The sequence below is a fragment of the Brucella cytisi genome, assembly GCF_038433355.1.
Taxonomy (GTDB): Bacteria; Pseudomonadota; Alphaproteobacteria; order Rhizobiales; family Rhizobiaceae; genus Brucella; species Brucella cytisi.
On record NZ_JBCAUP010000014.1, the window covers coordinates 77,580 to 98,858 of the forward strand.

Genomic DNA, 21,279 nt, shown 5'->3' on the forward strand with positions numbered 1-21,279 from the left:
ATTGTCGCCTTCATTGCGCAACTTGTCCTTCCTGTTCCTGCACGACTTCGGTCGGTTCGCCGGAACGCAGCATTTGTGCGCCTTTTGTGACGATCAGCTCGCCTTCCTGCAGCCCGCCTTCCACGAGTAGTCGCCCCTTTTCGTATGAGAGCACCTTGATCGGAACCAGCGTTGCCACCTTGGAATCCTTCGAGAGCCTCCAGACGGCTGTACGCCCGGCATCCGAAGTCATTGCGCTCCATGGCAAAACGACCACCTTCACCGTGTCCATATGAACCGTGCCGGTCACTGTGGCCCCGAGTGCCATCTGAGGCGGGGTTTGCGCTATGCCGACCTTTAACCGTACGGTTCCAGTCTGCGCATCGACCACCGGCGAAATCTCACGAACCTTGCCTTCGGCACTTATCGACGCATCGGACAGCAGCGCAATCGTTACGTCCATTCCAATTTTGGCATGATTGACCAGTGTTTCCTGCACATCGAAGACCGCGTCACGTGGGCCATCCTCGGCAATCGAGAACGCTGTCTGCGCAGCCTGCACGACCTGACCAGCCTCGACATTGCGCGCCGTAATCACGCCTGAAACGGGTGCCTGCAATTCAGTGTAGGAGAGCTGATCGCGTGCATCGTTGAGCTGGCTTTCAGCGCTGGCAAGAGCGCTTTGCGTCGTTTGCAGGTTCTGGTTTGCCTGATCGTAGGTGCTGCGAGTGGTGAACCCTTGTGCCAGCAATGCCTTCTGTCGCGCAAAATTGGCCTGGGCCTGCACCAGCTGCGCCTGCGCGGCATCTTTCGACGCCTGTGCAACGCGCAGATTGGCCTGTTGCTCAACATTATCGATGCTGGCGAGAGGCTGCCCCTTTTCCACGTGCTGGCCGATCTCGACCAGACGCTGCACAACCTGACCGTTCAAACGAAACGAGACATTGACAAGCGACCGTGCCGCAATGGCGCCGGATAAGGTCAGTTTCGGTTGATAATCGCTGGCGACTGCCTTTACCGCTGCCACCGGCACGATGTCGAGCGAGTCGGCATGCGCCTGCAACATTGCGCCCGGCGCAAGCAGCCCCAGGCAAAAGAGCAGTATACGGGGTGCTTTGAAATGGGGAGCAAGCTGGCCCATAACGCGCCTCCACCCATTCTGCACGCTGTAAATGAATGGTTTTGCTGCCATTTACACGATTCTCACTGGTTTGGTTCTGTTGAGAATGCAACTAAAGCTTTGCAGAGAAAAGCGGCGTTGTAAAAGATGATGAATCATAGTTATCGCTATTAAAGTCTTTTCGAAAACACTTACTCAGGAGCAATCGGTAGGCATTGCCTTCGATCAGAGAATTTATAAGTAGAAATATATAGTTGTGTTGAATTTCAAGAATATAGGCGGCGGCTAACTCGTTGCCTCCTCGACAAGCCTTTTACCGGCAACATTCAATTCGTAACGTGTGCGTTGCGTGCGCGGATCGCGCTGTTTGATCCGCACATAACCATGGTCCTGCCCGAGCACTGAAATTTCCCGAAGCACAAGTGCATGAGCGATCCCCAGCGAACGCGCAAAAGTTCGGCTATCCGACGCGATATCCAGCGCCAGCGCGGCGATGATCCCGGCACCAAGCCCGGTCAAATTGCTGGACACCGTCATCAAAGCGTCGACGAACGCCATATATTCCGCTTCGCCCTCATCCATCATGCAGCTGCCGATTTAAGGGGGCGGAACGAAACGATCACCGATTTCGATGTGGGCGTGTAGCTTTCATCACCAGAACTGGCGAGCGGCACCAGCACGTTCATTTCCGGATAGTAGCCCGCAATACAACCGCGCGGGATGTCATAGGGCACGAAGCGGAAATCGCGCGCGATACGCTCCACGCCGTCATCGAATTCGCCAACAATATCAGCCCGGTCACCGGCCTCGACACCGATATCCGCCATGTCAGCTTCATTCATGAAGACGACCTGTCGTTCGCCATAGACACCGCGATAGCGGTCATCCATGCCATAAATGGTGGTGTTGTACTGGTCGTGGCTGCGGAAGGTCTGCAGCACATAACGCCCCGGCGTACCGCGTGCCTGCTGATGCTCGACAGCTTCCGGAAGGGCGCCGGTCCAGAATGTGGCCTTGCCCTTTGTCGTATTCCATTCCAGCTCACGGGCGGAATTGCGCAAATGGAAGCCACGCGGAACCCGTACACGAGCGTTGAAATCGTAGAAGTCCGGCAACACACGGGCGATATGGTTGCGGATAAGATCATAGTCGTCGGCAAGCTCCAGCCAGTTGACTGGCTGCGGCCCTAGCGTCGCCTGCGCCATACCCGCAATGATCGCCACTTCCGAACGAAGATGTGATGAAGCAGGCGCATTAATGCCGCCCGAACCGTGCACCATGCTCATGGAATCTTCGACTGTTACGATCTGGGCCACACCTCTGGAATTGAGGTCGATCTCGGTGCGGCCAAGGCAAGGCAGGATGAAAGATTCCTGCCCCGGCACCAGATGCGAATGGTTGAGCTTGGTTGCGACATGAACCGTTAGGCGCTGGCCGGAAAGCGCTTTTGAAATCAACGGACTATCCGGAGTGGCCCGGGCGAAATTGCCGCCGAGACCGATAAATGCCTGAGCCGACCCGTCGAGCATGGCACCTATGGCACCCAGAACGTTGTGCCCCGGCTCACGCGGAACATTGAAGCCAAATTCCTTTTCCAGCGCATCAAGAAATGCGACTGGAGGCCGTTCGTTGATGCCGACGGTGCGATCACCCTGCACATTGGAATGACCGCGCACCGGACAGAGACCCGCACCGGGCCTGCCAATATTGCCGCGCAGCAGCATGAAATTGGTGATTTCGCGGATCGTGATCACCGAATGACGATGCTGGGTGATGCCCATCGCCCAGGTGCAGATGACCCGATCCGATTCCATATAGATCTTTGCGGCGCACTCAAGCGACTGCCGGAGAAGTCCCGACTGGTCTTCGATTTCTTCCCACGACGTGCTGTCCACCGCAGCGCGATAGGCTTCCAGTTCCGCTGTATGTGCGCTGAGAAATTCCCGGTCGAGGATTGATGGCTTGCCTGCGGCGAGTGCGGCATCATCCGCTGCGAAAACCGCCTTGGCCATACCGCGGAAAGCGGCAAGATCACCGCCAAGACGCGGCTGGAAATAATCGCTCGCTATGGCTTCGCTGCCGCCATGCAGCATTTCAAGCTTGTTCTGCGGATCGGCAAAACGCTCCAGCCCGCGTTCGCGGATCGGATTGAAAACGACAATGCGCGCACCGCGCTCTGCAGCACGACGCAAATCACCCAGCATGCGGGGATGGTTGGTGCCCGGATTCTGACCGACAACGAAAACGGCATCGGCCATTTCGAAATCTTCCAGCAGGACAGTCCCCTTGCCGACGCCAACCGACTGTTTCAGCGCAACGCCGCTAGCCTCGTGGCACATGTTGGAGCAGTCGGGGAAATTATTGGTCCCATAGGCGCGTACGAACAACTGATACAGAAACGCAGCCTCGTTCGAGGCGCGGCCCGACGTATAGAACTCGACCCGGTTTGGGCTGTCGAAACTCTTGAGAATGTCGCCGATAGTCCTGAACGCCTCATCCCATTCGATGGCTTCATACTGATCGGTCGAAGCATTGTACCGCATCGGATGGGTCAGGCGCCCGGTATTTTCCAGATCGTAATCCGTCCAGTTGCGCAGCTGCGAAACCGTATGCTCCCGAAAAAAGGCAGGCGTCGTGCGCCGGTCGGTCGCCTCCCAGGCGACAGCCTTCACACCGTTTTCGCAAAACTCGAAAGATGAGCCATGCTCCGGATCACCCCAGGCACAACCGGGGCAATCGAAACCGTCCGGCTGGTTCGCCTTGAGAAGCGTGCGCGCGCCGGAAAGAGGAGCGCCACTTGCAAGCAATTGCTTGCCGCAGCTTTTCAATGCACCCCATCCACCCGCTGCAGCGGATCGCTTGCCGATGAAACCGGTTTTGGTGGCCTTGCTCATCCGTTACCCTCTAACCCAGTTGCGGGACCGCCTTCTTCGAGTGGCAAAGATGCCTTGGGCGGGTGCCAATATCATAAGTGGAATTACACGGTCCTTCAATTAACCGCGAGGCAATTGTTATTCGATACTTGTTCGTACTTGATTTCGGCCGCGCGATCCGTCATGCGATTGGTCAAGAAAAATTACCACAAGGGGTGGGATAGATGCCCAACATCGTTGAAATCGCCGATCTGAAGCGGCTTGCCCAGCGCCGCGTCCCCAAGATGTTCTTTGATTACGCGGATTCTGGCGCATGGACCGAGTCGACCTATCGCTCAAATGAAGACGACTTCAAGAAGATCAAGCTGCGCCAGCGCATTCTCGTCGACATGACGAACCGTTCGCTGGAAACAACGATGATCGGCGAGAAAGTGTCCATGCCGGTGGCTCTTGCGCCGACCGGCCTGACGGGCATGCAGCACGCGGACGGTGAAATGCTGGCAGCACAGGCTGCCGAAGCCTTTGGCGTTCCCTTCACCCTTTCGACCATGAGCATCTGTTCCATCGAAGACGTCGCTTCGGTGACAAAGAAGCCGTTCTGGTTCCAGCTATACGTGATGAAGGACCGCGATTTCGTGAAGAACCTGATCGGTCGCGCCAAGGCGGCAGGCTGTTCGGCTCTTGTGCTTACCCTCGATCTCCAGATTCTCGGCCAGCGCCACAAGGATATCCGCAACGGCCTTTCCGCCCCGCCGAAATTCACCCCGAAGCATATCTGGCAGATGGCAACCCGTCCCGGCTGGTGCCTCGGCATGATGGGCACGCAGCGCCGCACGTTCCGCAACATTGCCGGTCACGCCAAGAATGTTACCGACCTTTCTTCGCTCTCCTCATGGACGGCTGAACAGTTCGATCCGCAGCTCAACTGGAACGACGTTGCCTGGATCAAGGAACAATGGGGCGGCAAGCTGATCCTTAAAGGCATTCTCGATGTGGAAGATGCCAAGATGGCAGCCAAATCAGGTGCCGACGCGATCATCGTGTCGAACCATGGCGGACGTCAGCTGGATGGCGCACCGTCCTCGATATCCATGCTGCAGCCGATCGTTGATGCCGTTGGCGACAAGATCGAAGTGCATGTCGATGGCGGCATCCGCTCCGGCCAGGATGTGCTCAAGGCCCGCGCCCTTGGCGCTCAGGGCGTGTATATCGGTCGCCCGTTCCTCTATGGCCTCGGCGCCATGGGCAAGGACGGCGTAACGCTGGCACTCGACATCATCCGCAAGGAACTGGATGTCACGATGGCGCTCTGCGGCAAGCGGGATATCAACGATATCGACAAGTCGATCATCCATTCGATAAACTTCTGATAACGACAGGAGCCGACCTCGCGTCGGCTCCTATACTTTAGAAATTGCTTGCCTAACATCGCGTCACACGCGAGTACCGGCGACTGATGCACCGCAAGGTTACTTAAAAATAACCAAGTGTTAAACATATCTCTTTACCATATCCGGCAGTACGGCTTGTGAGCCGTTTTTCTGTTCGGATTTGGAGTGGGAACCGATGAAGTGCACTTCCGCCATTGCCATCGTGGCTATCAGTCTGATGGCGGGATCAGGAGCGGCGTTTGCCGCCGACATAATTGCAGACCCTGTTATTGAACCCATGCCGGAACCGGTTAATTCGTCCGGCTGGTATATTCGTGGCGATCTCGGTTACAATTTCAAATCCAGCACGGATGGCGACTGGAGCTTCTGGAACCAGTTCGATCCGCCCTATCGCGGCATTGACGACACGCTGCGCTACGATGATTTCGACCTCAAAGCAGGCGCAACTTACGGCGTGGGTGTCGGTTACCGCTTCACCGATATGTTCCGCGCCGATGCCACACTCGACTTCTTCCGTGCAGGCATCAACGGTCGCACCGCCTGTCCGAGCTATGTGAAATCTGCCAAGGGCTTCAATCCGGTCGAGGACAACTGCAACTACGAGGATTCCTCGACAGCCAATATCTGGACGGCCATGGCAAACGCCTATGTCGACCTGCCGCGTGTAGGACCTGTGACGCCTTATCTCGGCGCGGGTCTTGGCGCCGCTTATGTGCAATATGACGACTGGAAAACCCACGAAGTCTGCGCAGGCTGCACCTATTCCAGCGAAAAGGACGGCCTCGACAGCTGGCGCTTCGCAATGGCTCTCATGGCCGGTGTCAGCTACGATCTCACCGAGCAGCTCAAGCTTGATGTCGGTTACCGCTATATGCGCATCAACGGTGGCAAAGCCTACGGTTTTGACGCAGCCGATCGCAGCACCAACCCTTACGGCAATGCCGAAGGACCGGGCGCTACGGGAACGCAGGCCAAAGACAATGGCTTCAACATGCACACGATCCGCGCCGGTCTTCGCTACGAATTCCGTTAAAGAAAGTGACCTTTCGGATAGAAAGCCCGGTCAGTGCCGGGCTTTTTTCATTTCAGCCGCGTGAAGTCGGTGCTTTTGACAGAAGCACCGTGCGGATTGCGAAACTGGAATGGATGCGCGCGACACCGGGCAATCGCGACAGGATTTCCTTGTGAATGATCTCATAAGCCGCAGCGTTTTCGGCTTCGACGCGCAAAATGTAATCCGCATCGCCTGTCATGAGATAACATTCCTGAACTTCGGGGTGCCGCCGCACCGCTTCCTCGAAACGATTCAGAAACTCCTCTGTCTGCCGGTCAAGCGTAATGCGTACGATAGCGACGAGCCGCTCATCGCCGTCGGATGAACCGACGATGGCCGTATAACCACGGATAACGCCGCTTTCTTCCAATATCTGCACCCGCCGCAGACAGGCGGACTGCGAAAGCCCTACTTCGCTGGCGAGATGGCTGTTGGTCATGCGCCCATCACGGCGCAGGCAACGGATGATATTGCGGTCGATACTGTCGAGCGTTGGCATGAATAATCTTCAACCCTGGAGCTAAAATATGCGCAAGATGTGCGAAAATTCGCATAATATGCGACAAATAGCAAAAACATTCGAATAGTCTTCGACTAATATGCGAGCAAGCTTTGGGAGTGAGGAGTCACAAGGTTTCTCAACCGAGGCTTATATGCTTTGGGCGGCAGACGATCCATATCGACAATGACCTTCCAGGCGTTCTCGTAGCGTAGTGAGCAGTTTGGAAAGAACCGTGCAAATGGTTGAGATGTCGATGCAATTTTCACAGGATGAGCGCGATCTTGCCGCCGGTGGCGTATTGACCATCGACCTGTCGGCGCTGCGTCACAATTATTCGGCCATTGCCCGTCATATCGCCCCCACCCGCGCTGCTGCCGTTGTGAAGGCAGATGCCTACGGGCTCGGCGCCAGTCGTGTTGCGCCAGCTTTTTACGATGCCGGTTGCCGTGACTTCTTCGTCGCCCATCTCGGCGAAGCGATAGCGCTGAAGCCGTTTCTCCAGCCCGACGCGACGCTCTACGTTTTGAACGGTCTTCAACCGGGAACCGAAGAAGCCTGCGCCCGCGAAGGCATTCTGCCAGTTCTCAACTCGCTGGAACAGATTGAAAACTGGGCGGCACTCGCCACCAGACAGGGCAAGAAGCTGCCCGCCCTGCTCCAGCTCGATACCGGCATGTCGCGTCTCGGCCTGTCGCCGAAGGAATTTGAACGCTTTCTTGAGAACGCCACGCTTCTGGATGCCATCGACATCAAGTTTGTCATCAGCCACCTGGCCAGCGGTGACGAACCGGAAAATGCGGCAAATGCCCGTCAGCTTGCCAATATGACCGCGCTGCTTGCGCGCCTGCCAAAACTGCCGGTTGCTTTTGCCAATTCCGGCGGCAGCTTCCTCGACAAGACCTATCATTTCGACCTCGCCCGCCCCGGTGTCGCGCTTTATGGCGTTGGACCGAAAAGCGAGATCATTCCTGTCCTCACCCTTTCGGCACGCGTCATTCAGGTGCGCGAGATCGACAAGGGGGCGGCGGTTGGCTATGGCGGCGCCTATATCGCCGAAGGGCCGATGCGGGTTGCAACGATTGCTGTCGGATATGCCGATGGCTGGTTCCGTTCTCTCAGCAACAAGGGTGCGGCCTTCTTTGGCGATACGCGACTGCCGATCATCGGCCGTGTGTCGATGGACTCAATCACGCTCGACGTCAGCGCATTGCCGGAAGGCACGCTGAAACTCGGCAGTCTTGTGGAGCTGATCGGCCCGCACCAGCGCCTCGAAGACGTGGCGCGCGATTGCGACACTATTCCCTATGAAATTCTGACTGCGCTCGGCAACCGTTATGCACGTGTCTACGTGGAGAGCGGCGCGAGCGACATAAAAGTATAAGACAAGAGGCGAACATGCAGATCACCATTCTCGGCAGCGGCGTCATTGGCGTTACGACCGCCTACTACCTCGCCAAGCTCGGTCACGAGGTAACCGTTGTCGACCGCGAAGAAGGCCCCGCACTGGAAACGAGCTTTGCCAATGCCGGTCAGGTTTCGCCGGGCTATGCCTCGCCATGGGCCGCGCCCGGCATTCCGTTCAAGGCCGCGAAATGGCTGTTCCAGAAGCACGCGCCACTTGTTTTGCGTCCGACTTGCGATCCGGTTCAGTATAGCTGGCTCCTGCAGATGCTCGCGAACTGCACCGACAGCCGTTACAAGGTCAACAAGACCCGCATGGTGCGCGTAGCCGAATATGCGCGCGATTGCCTTGTCGATCTGCGCAAGGAAACCGGCATCGAATACGACCAGCGCATGCAGGGCACGCTCCAGCTTTTCCGCGAGCAGTATCAGCTCGACGGTATCGGCAAGGATATTGAGGTACTGCGTCAGGATGGCGTGCCGTTCGAAGTCCTCGACCGCGAAGGCTGCGCCAAGGTGGAGCCGGCACTTGCCCGCGTGAAGGACAAGTTCGTCGGCGGCCTGCGTCTTCCGCATGACGAAACCGGCGACTGCTTCAAGTTCACCAATGCGCTGGCAAAGATTGCCGAAGGACTCGGTGTAAAATTCCGCTTCGGCGTCAACATCAAGTCGTTACTGATGTCCGGCGGCAAGGTTTCCGGCGTCGAGACCTCCGAGGGTATCCTGACCGCCGACCGTTATGTCGTCGCTCTTGGCAGCTATACGCCTGCGCTCGTCAAATCGCTTGGCCTTAACGCCCCGATCTATCCGGTGAAGGGCTATTCCATCACGGCACCGATTGTCGACGAGGATCGCGCTCCGGTTTCGACCGTTCTCGATGAGAGCTACAAGATTGCGATCACCCGTCTTGGCGACCGCATCCGCGTTGGCGGCATGGCGGAAGTCTCGGGCTTCACCACGGACCTGCCTGCCGCGCGGCGCGCAACGCTCGACCTGTCGGTAACGGACCTGTTCCCCGGCGGCGATCTGAAAGCGGCAACCTTCTGGTCCGGCCTGCGCCCGATGACACCGGATTCCACGCCGATCATCGGTGCAACGCGCTACGACAACGTGTTCATCAATGCCGGTCACGGAACGCTCGGCTGGACGATGTCGTGCGGTTCCGGCAAATTGCTCGCCGACCTTATTTCCGGCAACAAGCCGGATATCCGGGCCGACGATCTCGGTATTTCCCGCTACGAATAGACTATTTGCACGAAATTGAATCGCCTTCCTCAAGGCGTTTCAAAAACTCGGCGGCGTGCAGGCGCTGACGATTTCGCATGGCACCGGTCCGACGCAACGGAACCGGTGCGGCAGCTTGCTGGAAAAGTAATAGGCGTCACCCGGCCCCAGAATGCGGCGTTCACTGCCGACCGTCACTTCGATGCGGCCAGAAATGACGATGCCGCCTTCCTCGCCCTCGTGCATCAAAAGCACTTTTCCCGTATCGGAACCCGGCTCATAACGCTCCTTCAGCATCTGTAAAGAGCGCGAAAACAGATGGTCTCCCACCTGCCGATAGGAAATTGGGCCCTTGCCGATTTCCACCAGTTCCTCGGCCTGATAGAATACCTTGTGTGGAGCATCCGGTTCGAGCGCGAAAAACTCGGCCATGCCGATGGGAATACCGTCGAGAATGCGCTTCAATGCACCGACGGACGGATTGGACTGATTGGCCTCGATGAGGGAGATGGTGGAGTTGGTCACACCTGCCCTTTTGGCCAACTCACGCTGCGACAGATTCTGCCGCATGCGCACATAACGAAGCCTCCCGCCGATATCGATGCTCATCGAACTCTTCCCCATGTTTATGATGTTCGGTATAGCACAAACTTGATAATTATCCCACATAAAAACAATAGCTTAATACCTTGAAGAAAAGGACTTGTTGCACCTCGCAAAGCGTGGCCTGCTGCTTACAAATAGGAGGTAATTATGCTCACCAAAACCAACACGCCAAGCCTTGAGAACTTCTGGATGCCGTTCACCGCGAACCGGCAGTTCAAGGCAGCGCCTCGCCTGCTCGCAAGTGCTTCGGGCATGTATTACACCGACACCGATGGCAATCAGGTTCTGGATGGCACGGCTGGTCTCTGGTGCTGCAATGCCGGTCATGGCCGCAAGCGCATCACCGAAGCTGTCGAGCGCCAGATTTCGACCATGGATTTCGCACCGACCTTCCAGATGGGCCATAATGTGGCTTTCGACTTTGCTGAAAAGCTCTCAGCCATCGCGCCGGGCGGACCGGATGCAAAACTCGACCGCGTATTCTTCACCAATTCCGGTTCGGAATCGGTCGATACCGCACTGAAGATCGCCATCGCCTATCAGCGCGCCATCGGCCAGGGTACCCGCACCATGGTCCTGGGCCGCGAAAAGGGCTATCACGGCGTTGGTTTCGGCGGCATTTCCGTCGGCGGCCTCGTCAACAACCGCCGCGTCTTCCCGCAGATTCCTGCCGACCATCTGCGTCATACGCTCGATATCGAGAAGAACGCCTTCTCCAAGGGCCTGCCTGCAAACGGCATCGAACTTGCCGACGATCTGGAACGTCTCGTCCAGCTGCATGGCGCTGAAAAGATCGCTGCGGTTATCGTTGAACCGATGTCCGGTTCGGCTGGCGTCATCCTGCCACCGAAGGGCTATCTGGAACGCCTCCGCGCTACGGCAGACAAGCATGGCATCCTCCTGATCTTCGACGAAGTCATCACCGGTTTCGGCCGCCTCGGCACGCCGTTTGCCGTTGATTATTTCGGCGTCGTGCCCGACCTCGTGACAACCGCCAAGGGCCTGACCAATGGCGCCATCCCGATGGGCGCAGTCTTCGCTGCCCGCAAGGTCTATGATGGCCTCATGACCGGCCCCGAAAACGCCATCGAGTTGTTCCATGGCTACACCTATTCCGGCCATCCGGTTGCCGCTGCTGCCGGCCTTGCAACGCTGGAAGTCTATGCCGAGGAAGGCTTGCTGACGCGCGGTGCAGAACTTGCCAATCATTGGCAGGAGGCACTCCATTCGCTCAAGGGCGTTTCGAACGTCATCGACATTCGCAACCTCGGTCTGGTTGGCGCCATAGAACTCTCGTCGCGCAAGGATGCACCGGGCGCCCGCGCCTACGATGTTTTCGTGGATTGCTTCAAGAAGGGCCTGCTCATCCGTGTAACCGGCGATGTGATCGCGCTTTCGCCACCGCTGATCGTGGAAAAGGAACAGATCGACACGATCGTGTCCGTCATCGGTGACGCCATCAAACGCGCAGCCTGACCTTCACCCAAGTCATGCTGCCTTTTAGAGCGCATCCCGAAAAGTGTGAAACGGTTTTCGGACAAGATGCGCTCTATTTTTAAACTACGCATCGATTTTTGGACCGATGCGCTCGCCGCCGCTGTTCCCCTGCGGCGGCTTTTTTTCTGATAACAGCAATTCATTCGCCGCTATCGGGAAATATCAAACCGCGATACTATTCAGAACGTATATTGTCTTGTTTCGGGAACCTTTTGGCCTCGCATACATCCAATGAAACTCCACAGGAGTTTGACCCATGCGTGCAAAAACAGCGTTACCCGCCACCTCTCCAACATTTCAGGATGATCTTGTCCTCGCCCAGTGCGCAAAAATGCACGATCTGGAAGCGCTGCGCAAAATCATGCAGACCAACAATCAGCGGCTCTATCGTCTGGCTCGCGGCATCGTGCGCAACGACAGCGAAGCGGAAGATGTGGTTCAGGAGACCTATTTTCTGGCTTTCAGGAGTCTTGATCGCTTTCGCGGCCAATCCAGCCTGACCACGTGGCTATCCCGTATTGCAATTCACGAAGCCCTCGGTCGTCTGCGCAAAACCCGGAAGGTCGAGAAGCTTCTTGAGACCACGCCCGACACAAACAATATCATCCCGTTTCCATCCGACATGAGCGTGAATGACCCCGAACGCAGTTTTGCGCAGCGCCAGATATTGCAGCTGGTCGAACAGGCAACGGATAATCTGCCGGAAATTTTTCGCCTCGTATTCGTCGCACGGGTCATTGAAGGCTTGAGCGTGGATGAAACAGCCGAATTGTTGAATCTGCGCCCGCAAACCGTAAAGACACGTCTTCACCGCGCCCGATATTTGTTGCGAAAACAGCTGGACGAGAAAATCGGCCCTGTATTACTGGATGCCTTTCCCTTCGCAGGCAAACGCTGCGAGCGGATTATAACCGCCGTTTTGGCGCGGCTGGACGAACTGACATAATGTCAGGAACCTTTTGAACTCTCCTGCATCCAATAGTTGTCACTAGAGCATTTCCAGCAAAAGTGCGAAGCGGTTTTGCGCAGGATAATGCGACGAAACAACTATCTGGAGCCCGTAAAAAGGCGCCGGACAAGGGAGAGTTCCATGTCTATTCGTTCAGTTGTATCCGTTGCTGCAATTTGCATTTGCGGCAGTCTGTCTTTGGCAATTGCCCATGACGGAAAATTACACGATCCGGCGATAGCCCATATCGCCTACACGGCAGGCGCCATCGATGTCGCGGCTGCCAAACAGGCCCTCGAAAAATCCAAAAACAAAACGGTGCTTGAGTTCGCACAGACCATGATGCGTGATCATGAAGCGGTCAATCAGCAGGCGCTCGCTCTGGTCAAGAAACTGAACGTCACGCCGGAGGATAACGACACAAGCAAAGCCTTGTCCAAAGCGGCAGCAGAAGAACTGACCAGGTTGAGCAAGCTCGATGGCGCAGCTTTCGACAAATCCTATGTCGACAACGAGGTTGCCTATCATAAGGAAGTGAACAAGGCGCTGAAAACCGCGCTTATCCCGTCCGCCAGCAACACTGAACTGAAGAGCCTGCTCGAAACCGGTCTCAAACTGTTCCAGAGCCATGAGCAACATGCCGAACACATCGCCATGTCTTTGAAATAGGGCCAGTCCGATGAGATATGTTCAAGCTGTCACCATACTTGCCGGGCTGCTGATTATCAGTGTCCCGGCAGAGGCGAAAACGATTGAGATTACGGTCGAGAAACTTGCTTTTTCGCCGCAGAACATTGAGGCAAATGTGGGCGATGTGATCGAATGGAACAACAAGGACCCCATGCAGCACACCGCAACCGTAAAGGGAGAATGGGATATTCTGCTGCCACCCCGGAAGGTTACGAGACAGGTTCTGAAATCGCCAGAAGCGGTCAAGTTTTACTGCCGTTTTCACCCCGATATGATCGGAAAGCTAACAGTCAAACCATGAGGAAAAACGCGCCGATGCGTTTGCCGGGCCGTAATGTGCACGACCAGCTGTTTATCCTCCTTGCGATGGCGTGAAATTCGCCACCAGCGCATGGCTGTCGCCGGGATAGGTAAAGCGTACATGTGTTACCGGCTGGTCAGCGTTCCAGGTCTGGCGCTCGATCACCAGACAGGGAGCGCCCAGCGGAATACCGAGCATGCCAGCATTTTCCTGCGTGGCGGCAATCGCACATATCGAGTGTTTTGCGCTACTCCACGGCACGCACGAAACCAGCCATGGCCCCGGCGAATTTTCAGCAAAGTCAGTCTGCGCAGCGGTCGGAACCGCATCCAGACTGATGATGCGCTCTTCCAGAGCGAAAACACGCTTGCCGGCATAGTGACGGCAGACGAGTTCAACCAGCGGCGTATGGCGCGGCATGTCGATATGCCTTGCATCGGCTGGTCCGCTCAATCGCTCGCACCGGCTCGTCAGCTCGAACCGATAAGCGGCGCCAAGCGCTGCTACTTCATCGCGAATATCGTGGATTTCGAGGATTGCGGCCTGCGATTGCGGAAAGGAAACAAAACTGCCGGATCTCCGCTTGCGCTCAATCAGACCGGCCTTTGCCAGCTGCGTCAGCGCCTTGTTCACGGTCATGCGTGAACAGCCATATTGTTCCGTCAGCTCGTGTTCGAACGGGATGCGATGACCGGGCAGCCATTCTCCCGACAGGATGCGCGATTCTATATCGTCCAGAATACGCTGATGCAGCGAAAGCACCGGTGCGTCCTTTACGATCAAATCTTCGCCAGCCATGCCATCTCCTGTCAGGCGAGTAATTCGCCGATCACTGTCTGGAAAGCACGCTCGGCTTCATCGCGCAAGCGGTGACGCCCGCCTTCCACCTGTTTAACGCCGCGCACCCATACATCCGACGGTCGTGCGCGACCGCCAAAAATCCAGCCATCGAGCACTGCGTCGCCTTTTGCATGTGGCAGACGCGCCGCATCAAGTGCAATGAAATCGGCCGAAGCCCCCGCTTCCAAGCCATCGCCTGCGCGTCCCATGGCGATATTGCCGCCGGTCACCGCGCCATCGAACAATGCGCGGCCTGTCGAGCCTGCGTTCTCGGCCAGAACATTGCGCGCGCGGTGCAGGAGACGCTGCGAATATTCGTACTGGCGTAACTCATCGCTAATGCCGATCAGCACATTGGAATCCGAGCCGACGCCGAACTTGCCGCCTGCTTCGTGGAAGACCGTGGCATTGAAGGTTCCGTCGCCAAGATTGGCCTCCGTCACAGGACAAAGACCAGCAATCGCGCCCGCCTCGGCCATACGCTGTGTTTCATCATCGGTCATATGGGTCGCGTGGATGAGGCACCAGCGCGACGACAATTCCTGATGGTCAAGCAGCCATTCAACAGGTCGCTGGCCCGACCATGCAATGCAGTCGTCCACTTCCTTGACCTGTTCGGCAATGTGAATATGCACAGGCGCATCCGGCAAAAGCTTTGCCGCAAATGTCAGCTCATCGGGGGTGACAGCACGCAAGCTGTGCGGGGCGACACCAAGCACGGCACCATCGAAACCGACAAGCGCCTTTTGGCAGCCTTCGATTAGGCGCGCAAAGCTTGCTTCATCATTGATAAACCGACGCTGGCCTTCATTCGGAGCGGCACCGCCAAAGGTCGAATGCGCATAAAACACTGGCAGCAATGTCAGGCCGATACCCGCTGCCCCAGCCGCAGAAACAATGCGATCCGCCATCTCGGAAATATTGCCGTAAGGTGTGCCGTCGCGGTCATGATGCAGATAGTGAAACTCGCCAACGCGGGTGAAACCGGCCTCCAGCATGTCGACATAAAGCCGCAGCGCCACAGCTTCGGCCTGTTCCGGCGACATGGTGAGCGCAAACTTGTACATGATCTCGCGCCAGCTCCAGAAGCTGTCAGCAGAAGGTCCACGCCGCTCAGCCAATCCTGCCATGCCATATTGGAACGCATGGCTGTGCAGATTTGGCATGCCTGAAACGATCACTGCATGGTGTTCGTCGCCCGGCTGCGCGCTGACGCCAGTTTCCACAGATGCGATTTTTCCATCGACAATGCCAAGCCGCACATCATCCGCCCAACCTGTTTGCAGAAGCGCCTGACCGGCATGGATAAATTGCGTTTTTGTGGCTGCGGCAGACATTCGAACAAGCTCCTCATTTCGCCAAATTCACACGCCGATCTTTCAACAGATCGCAAATGGATGCATTTTTTCTCTTGGCGGCTCCGTTAATATGTATATACATTATTGAAAAACAGGGGAAGCGAGAAAACGCTCATGCCAGATAAAACAAGCTACATTTTCAGCAACGCCCGTATCGCCACCTTGGGTGAAAACGCCGAGGGTCTGGGGCTCATCGACAATGCAGCGCTCGCCGTGAAAGACGGCAAGATCGCTTATGTCGGCCCGGAAAATGTACTGCCTGCTGAATATGCTTCTTTCGAGAAAATCGACTGCGAGAACCGCCTGATCACGCCCGGCCTTATCGACTGCCACACGCATCTTGTCCATGCTGGCAACCGCGCCCATGAGTTTGAGCTGCGCCTGAATGGTGCCACTTACGAAGAAGTGGCACGTGCAGGCGGCGGCATTGTTTCCTCGGTCAAGAACCTGCGCGCTGCCAGCGAAGATGATCTGGTGCGCGAAACCCTGCCCCGTCTCGATGCACTGATTGCAGAAGGTGTCACCACCGTTGAAGTCAAGTCCGGCTATGGCCTCGACCGTGACAGCGAAATCAAGTCGTTGAAAGCCGCCCGCCGTCTTGGCGAAGAGCGCGACGTGGCGGTCCGCACCACCTTCCTTGGCGCGCACGCCCTGCCGCCGGAAATGAATGGCGACAAGGCCGCCTATATCGACCACGTCATCAACGACATGCTACCGGCTATCGCCGCTGAAAATCTGGCCGATGCGGTTGACGGTTTTTGCGAAGGCATAGCCTTCCTGCCGGATGAAATCGCCCGCGTATTCGATGCGGCCAAGGCGCATAATATTCCGGTCAAGCTTCATGCCGACCAGTTGTCCAATCTGCATGGTGCGGCTCTTGCAGCATCTTATGATGCGCTTTCAGCGGATCATCTGGAATATACGGATGCGGACGGCGCTGCCGCTATGGCCAAGGCCGGAACGGTAGCTGTGCTGCTGCCCGGCGCCTACTACTTCATTCGCGAAACACAAAAGCCGCCGGTCGAGCTTTTCCGTGCTGCGGGTACCAAGATGGCGCTCGCCACCGACAACAATCCCGGCACCTCGCCGCTGACCTCGCTTCTGCTCACCATGAATATGGGCGCAACGCTCTTCCGCATGACGGTCGATGAATGCATTGCAGGCGTGACCCGCGAAGCAGCGCGCGCACTCGGGCTTCTTGATCAGACCGGCACGCTGGAAATTGGCAAGGATGCCGACCTCGCAATCTGGGACGTCGAGCGCCCGGCAGAGCTTGTTTATCGCATCGGCTTCAACCCGCTCTGGAAGCGTGTGTTCAAAGGCCAAATCTGAGTTTTTGTTTCAACGCGCATCTCGAAAACCGCTTCACGTTTTTCGAGATGCGCTCTTTGGGAGTTTTCCATGCCCCTCGTATTGAAGCCCGGCAGCGTGCCGCTTGAAACACTTGAAACAATCTATCGCGAGGGTCTCCCCGTCCGCATCGACACTGCTTTTCACGCAGGCGTCGAAAAGGCTGCGGCCCGCATTGCAGAAATCGCGGCAGGGGATGAACCGGTTTATGGCATCAATACCGGCTTCGGAAAACTTGCCTCGATCCGCATTGCGGCAGGCGATGTTGCCACGCTCCAGCGCAATCTGATCCTGTCGCATTGCTGTGGCGTCGGCGAACCGCTTTCGGAAAATATCGTGCGCGTCATCATGGCGCTGAAGCTGATTTCGCTCGGTCGCGGCGCTTCCGGCGTGCGGCTTGAAGTCATCACCCTCATCGAAAACATGCTGGAAAAAGGCGTGATCCCGATGATCCCGGAAAAGGGTTCCGTTGGCGCGTCCGGTGACCTTGCACCGCTGGCGCACATGACTGCGGCCATGATCGGTGAAGGTGAAGCCTTCTATAAAGGCGAGCGCCTGTCCGGTGCGAAGGCGCTGGAAAAGGCCGGGTTGAAGCCGGTCGTGCTTGCCGCCAAGGAAGGGCTGGCGCTGATCAACGGCACACAGACCTCGACTGCTCTGGCACTGGCAGGTCTTTTCCGTGCACATCGTGCAGCACAGACCGCGCTCATCACCGGCGCATTGTCCACCGATGCCGCCATGGGATCGGACGCACCTTTCCACGAGGAAATCCACACGCTACGCGGCCATAAGGGCCAGATCGACGCTGGCCGGGCACTGCGCGCCCTGCTCGAAGGTTCCGTCATCCGCCAGAGTCACCTTGAGGGCGACCAGCGCGTGCAGGACCCCTATTGCATTCGCTGCCAGCCGCAAGTCGATGGCGCCTGCCTCGACATTCTGCGTCAGGCAGCACGCACGCTGGAAATCGAAGCCAATGCGGTCACCGACAATCCGCTCGTTCTCTCGGACGGTCGCGCCGTATCGGGCGGCAATTTCCATGCCGAACCTGTTGCCTTCGCCTCCGATCAGATTGCGCTGGCCGTCTGCGAAATCGGCGCCATCGCCCAGCGCCGTATCGCGCTTCTGGTTGACCCCGCGCTTTCCTTCGGTCTTCCGGCCTTTCTGGCCCGCAAGCCGGGCCTCAATTCCGGCCTGATGATCGCAGAAGTCACTTCTGCGGCACTCATGAGCGAAAACAAGCAGATGGCGCATCCGGCTTCGGTCGATTCCACCCCGACTTCGGCCAATCAGGAAGACCATGTGTCTATGGCCTGCCATGGCGCACGCCGCCTGTTGCAGATGACCGCCAACCTCAACGCCATCATCGGCATTGAGGCGCTGACCGGTGCGCTCGGCGTCGAACTGCGCGAACCGCTGACCACCAGCCCTGAGCTTGCCAAGGTGATCGCCGCGCTGCGCGGCCGCGTGCCGACGCTGGAAGACGACCGCTATATGGCTGACGACCTCAAGAATGCCGCTGAGCTGGTGGCTGACGGTGCACTTACCGGGGCGGTTTCGAGCGGCATCCTGCCCTCTCTGGAGGCGTGATCATGAGCGCCTTTGAAGTCAGGCAGGGCACGTCACCCGTCATTCTGGGCCTTCCCCATACGGGCACGGATGTTCCCGACGACATCTGGTCACGGCTCAATGACAATGGCCGCATCCTTGCTGATACCGACTGGCATATTCACCAGCTCTATGATGGCCTTATTGGTGGCGCGACCACGGTGCGCGCCACCTTCCATCGCTATTGCATCGATGCCAATCGCGATCCGGCAGGTGTCAGCCTCTATCCCGGCCAGAACACCACGACGCTGATCCCGGAAACCGACTTTGACGGCATTGCCATCTGGAAAGACGGCGAAGCACCAAAGGAAGCCGAGATTGCCGACCGCATCACGCGCTTCCACAAGCCCTATCACGACGCGCTTGCCGCCGAGATCGAGCGTGTGAAGGCGATCCACGGCGTCGCCATCCTTTATGACTGCCATTCGATCCGCTCACATATTCCGTTCCTGTTCGAAGGCAAATTGCCGGATTTCAACATCGGCACGGACATGGGCAAGACCTGCGATCCGAAGATCGAAGCTGCCGCCGTTGAGGTTACGGGACGGGCCGAAGGCTACACGTCGATTCTCAATGGCCGCTTCAAGGGCGGCTGGACGACGCGCCATTATGGCAAGCCGGAAACTGGTGTTCATGCCATCCAGATGGAGCTTGCCCAATCCACGCATCTTGCGACCGAAGCGGTTCCCTTCGCCTATGACGAGGCCAAGGCGGACAAGCTTCGCGTGCATCTCAAAACCCTTTTGCAGCGGCTGGAAACAATAGCCGCAGAACTGAAATCCTGAGGAGAACACCATGTCCAATCCACGCCATAACGAGCGCGAAGTCCGCGCGCCCCGCGGAGACGAACTCAACGCCAAGAGCTGGCTGACCGAAGCGCCGCTTCGCATGCTGATGAACAATCTCGATCCCGATGTCGCCGAACGCCCGCATGAGCTGGTCGTCTATGGCGGCATTGGCCGCGCTGCGCGCACATGGGATGATTTCGACAAGATCGTCGCGACCCTCAAGACGCTCAATGACGACGAAACCTTGCTGGTGCAGTCGGGCAAGCCGGTCGGCGTGTTCCGTACCCACAAGGATGCCCCGCGCGTTCTCATCGCCAATTCCAATCTCGTGCCGCATTGGGCGACCTGGGATCATTTCAACGAACTGGATAAGAAGGGTCTCGCCATGTATGGCCAGATGACCGCCGGTTCGTGGATCTACATCGGCGCGCAGGGCATCGTTCAGGGCACCTACGAAACCTTCGTGGAGGCCGGTCGCCAGCATTATGATGGCAACCTCAAGGGCAAATGGATTCTGACCGGCGGCTTGGGCGGCATGGGCGGCGCACAGCCTCTGGCAGCTGTCATGGCAGGCGCTTGCTGCCTTGCGGTCGAATGCGACGAAACCCGCGCCGATTTCCGCCTACGCACCCGTTATGTCGATGAAAAGACCCATAGCCTCGACGAAGCGCTGGCCAAGATCGATGAATGGACCAAGGCAGGTGAAGCCAAGTCCATCGCGCTCATCGGCAATGCGGCTGAAATCTATCCGGAACTCGTCAAGCGCGGCGTGCGCCCCGACATCGTCACCGACCAGACCTCGGCGCATGATCCGGTGCATGGCTATCTGCCAATCGGCTGGACCGTCGCCGAATGGCGCGCCAAGCAGGAAAGCGATCCGAAGGGCGTTGCGAAAGCCGCCCGCGCTTCGATAAAGTTGCAGGTTCAGGCCATGCTCGACTTCTGGAATGCTGGCATTCCAACCGTCGATTACGGCAACAACATCCGCCAGATGGCACTTGAAGAAGGTCTGGAAAACGCCTTCGATTTCCCGGGCTTCGTGCCTGCCTATATCCGCCCGCTGTTCTGCCGCGGCGTTGGCCCGTTCCGCTGGGCTGCCCTTTCCGGCGATCCGCAAGATATCGCCAAGACCGACGCCAAGGTGAAGGAGCTGCTGCCAGACAACAAGCACCTGCACAATTGGCTCGACATGGCAAAGGAACGTATCGAGTTTCAGGGCCTGCCAGCACGCATCTGCTGGGTCGGCCTCGGTGACCGTCATCGTCTCGGCCTCGCCTTCAACGAAATGGTCCGCAATGGCGAGCTGAAGGCACCAATCGTTATCGGTCGTGACCATCTCGATAGCGGCTCGGTGGCTTCGCCGAACCGCGAAACGGAAGCCATGAAGGATGGTTCGGACGCAGTCTCCGACTGGCCGCTGCTCAATGCGCTCCTCAACACCGCTTCGGGCGCAACGTGGGTGTCGCTCCATCACGGCGGCGGCGTCGGCATGGGCTTCAGCCAGCATTCCGGCATGGTCATCTGCTGCGACGGCACGGAAGACGCCGATCAGCGCATCGGTCGCGTGTTGTGGAACGACCCGGCCACCGGCGTCATGCGCCATGCCGATGCGGGCTACGATATCGCGCTCGACTGGGCGAAGCAGCAGGGCCTGCGCCTTCCAGCCATCCTTGGCAACTAAGAAATCAATGAAAGGTGGTCCTTCCGGGGGCCGCCTTTTTCATAGCTGGATAATACGTAAATACTGGGGA

General features: G+C 57.5%; 19 protein-coding genes. 12 read left to right on the forward strand and 7 right to left on the reverse strand.

Features of this window, described 5'->3' with window-relative positions:
- Nucleotides 1-10: 10 nt before the first annotated feature.
- From AAE521_RS15140 to AAE521_RS15150, 3 genes are all read right to left on the reverse strand, one after another.
- Nucleotides 11-1,045, reverse strand: a complete 1,035-nt coding sequence (locus AAE521_RS15140; RefSeq protein WP_373418740.1) for an efflux RND transporter periplasmic adaptor subunit — start codon at nucleotides 1,043-1,045, stop codon at nucleotides 11-13.
- Nucleotides 1,046-1,384: 339 nt separating this feature from the next.
- Nucleotides 1,385-1,684 (reverse strand): hypothetical protein, encoded by a 300-nt coding sequence (locus AAE521_RS15145; RefSeq protein ID WP_342061744.1) that lies wholly within the window; start codon nucleotides 1,682-1,684, stop codon nucleotides 1,385-1,387.
- Complete coding sequence (locus tag AAE521_RS15150) at nucleotides 1,681-3,993, reverse strand: FdhF/YdeP family oxidoreductase (protein WP_342061745.1); 2,313 nt, start codon at nucleotides 3,991-3,993, stop codon at nucleotides 1,681-1,683. Before AAE521_RS15150 ends, AAE521_RS15145 begins: the two co-directional genes overlap by 4 nt.
- A 203-nt stretch (nucleotides 3,994-4,196) precedes the next feature.
- Between AAE521_RS15150 and AAE521_RS15155 the strand changes: the two genes are divergently transcribed.
- Nucleotides 4,197-5,342, forward strand: a complete 1,146-nt coding sequence (locus AAE521_RS15155) for an alpha-hydroxy acid oxidase (RefSeq protein WP_036585574.1) — start codon at nucleotides 4,197-4,199, stop codon at nucleotides 5,340-5,342.
- 196 nt (nucleotides 5,343-5,538) lie between these two features.
- On the forward strand, nucleotides 5,539-6,396 hold the full coding sequence (locus tag AAE521_RS15160; RefSeq protein WP_010659516.1) for an outer membrane protein: 858 nt from the start codon (nucleotides 5,539-5,541) through the stop codon (nucleotides 6,394-6,396).
- A 52-nt stretch (nucleotides 6,397-6,448) separates the two neighbouring features.
- On the opposite strand, the gene AAE521_RS15165 is transcribed toward AAE521_RS15160, so the two are convergent.
- Entirely contained in the window at nucleotides 6,449-6,916 is a 468-nt protein-coding gene (locus AAE521_RS15165; protein ID WP_010659515.1) for an Lrp/AsnC family transcriptional regulator, read from the reverse strand.
- A 241-nt stretch (nucleotides 6,917-7,157) separates the two neighbouring features.
- On the opposite strand from AAE521_RS15165, the gene alr reads away from it, so the two are divergent.
- Both alr and AAE521_RS15175 read left to right on the forward strand, forming a co-directional pair.
- A complete protein-coding gene (alr, locus tag AAE521_RS15170) occupies nucleotides 7,158-8,300 on the forward strand; it encodes an alanine racemase (RefSeq protein WP_010659514.1) in 1,143 nt (380 codons plus the stop codon).
- Between the two features lie 14 nt (nucleotides 8,301-8,314).
- Nucleotides 8,315-9,565 carry a D-amino acid dehydrogenase gene (locus AAE521_RS15175; RefSeq protein WP_342061746.1) on the forward strand — a complete coding sequence of 417 codons (1,251 nt, stop codon included), beginning with the start codon at nucleotides 8,315-8,317 and terminating at the stop codon, nucleotides 9,563-9,565.
- 39 nt (nucleotides 9,566-9,604) lie between these two features.
- Here AAE521_RS15175 and AAE521_RS15180 read toward each other — a convergent pair whose 3' ends face one another.
- A complete protein-coding gene (locus AAE521_RS15180) occupies nucleotides 9,605-10,153 on the reverse strand; it encodes a cupin domain-containing protein (RefSeq protein WP_010659512.1) in 549 nt (182 codons plus the stop codon).
- A 144-nt stretch (nucleotides 10,154-10,297) separates the two neighbouring features.
- Between AAE521_RS15180 and aptA the strand changes: the two genes are divergently transcribed.
- The 4 genes from aptA to AAE521_RS15200 all read left to right on the forward strand — a co-directional run bounded on the left by aptA (nucleotide 10,298) and on the right by AAE521_RS15200 (nucleotide 13,587).
- Nucleotides 10,298-11,626 (forward strand): omega-aminotransferase AptA, encoded by a 1,329-nt coding sequence (gene aptA / locus AAE521_RS15185; RefSeq protein ID WP_342061747.1) that lies wholly within the window; start codon nucleotides 10,298-10,300, stop codon nucleotides 11,624-11,626.
- A 277-nt stretch (nucleotides 11,627-11,903) separates the two neighbouring features.
- Nucleotides 11,904-12,593: an RNA polymerase sigma factor gene (locus AAE521_RS15190; RefSeq protein ID WP_012091505.1), complete on the forward strand. Its 690-nt coding sequence runs from the start codon at nucleotides 11,904-11,906 to the stop codon at nucleotides 12,591-12,593.
- A gap of 144 nt (nucleotides 12,594-12,737) precedes the next feature.
- Entirely contained in the window at nucleotides 12,738-13,265 is a 528-nt protein-coding gene (locus AAE521_RS15195) for a DUF4142 domain-containing protein (protein WP_029929237.1), read from the forward strand.
- 10 nt (nucleotides 13,266-13,275) lie between these two features.
- A complete protein-coding gene (locus AAE521_RS15200) occupies nucleotides 13,276-13,587 on the forward strand; it encodes a cupredoxin domain-containing protein (RefSeq protein WP_342061748.1) in 312 nt (103 codons plus the stop codon).
- A gap of 51 nt (nucleotides 13,588-13,638) precedes the next feature.
- Here the strand turns inward: AAE521_RS15200 and hutC are convergent, their stop codons facing one another.
- The gene (gene hutC / locus AAE521_RS15205) at nucleotides 13,639-14,385 is read right to left on the reverse strand and encodes a histidine utilization transcriptional repressor HutC (protein ID WP_342061749.1); all 747 of its coding nucleotides are present in this window, start codon (nucleotides 14,383-14,385) and stop codon (nucleotides 13,639-13,641) included.
- A gap of 11 nt (nucleotides 14,386-14,396) precedes the next feature.
- Complete coding sequence (locus AAE521_RS15210) at nucleotides 14,397-15,764, reverse strand: formimidoylglutamate deiminase (RefSeq protein WP_342061750.1); 1,368 nt, start codon at nucleotides 15,762-15,764, stop codon at nucleotides 14,397-14,399.
- A gap of 135 nt (nucleotides 15,765-15,899) precedes the next feature.
- Here AAE521_RS15210 and hutI point away from each other — a divergent pair, with 135 nt between their 5' ends.
- From hutI to hutU, 4 genes are all read left to right on the forward strand, one after another.
- On the forward strand, nucleotides 15,900-17,117 hold the full coding sequence (gene hutI / locus AAE521_RS15215) for an imidazolonepropionase (RefSeq protein ID WP_342061751.1): 1,218 nt from the start codon (nucleotides 15,900-15,902) through the stop codon (nucleotides 17,115-17,117).
- A gap of 69 nt (nucleotides 17,118-17,186) precedes the next feature.
- Complete coding sequence (hutH, locus tag AAE521_RS15220) at nucleotides 17,187-18,722, forward strand: histidine ammonia-lyase (protein ID WP_342061752.1); 1,536 nt, start codon at nucleotides 17,187-17,189, stop codon at nucleotides 18,720-18,722.
- Between the two features lie 2 nt (nucleotides 18,723-18,724).
- Entirely contained in the window at nucleotides 18,725-19,525 is an 801-nt protein-coding gene (gene hutG / locus AAE521_RS15225; RefSeq protein ID WP_342061753.1) for an N-formylglutamate deformylase, read from the forward strand.
- Nucleotides 19,526-19,535: 10 nt separating this feature from the next.
- Complete coding sequence (gene hutU, locus AAE521_RS15230; RefSeq protein ID WP_342061754.1) at nucleotides 19,536-21,209, forward strand: urocanate hydratase; 1,674 nt, start codon at nucleotides 19,536-19,538, stop codon at nucleotides 21,207-21,209.
- Nucleotides 21,210-21,279: the final 70 nt, after the last annotated feature.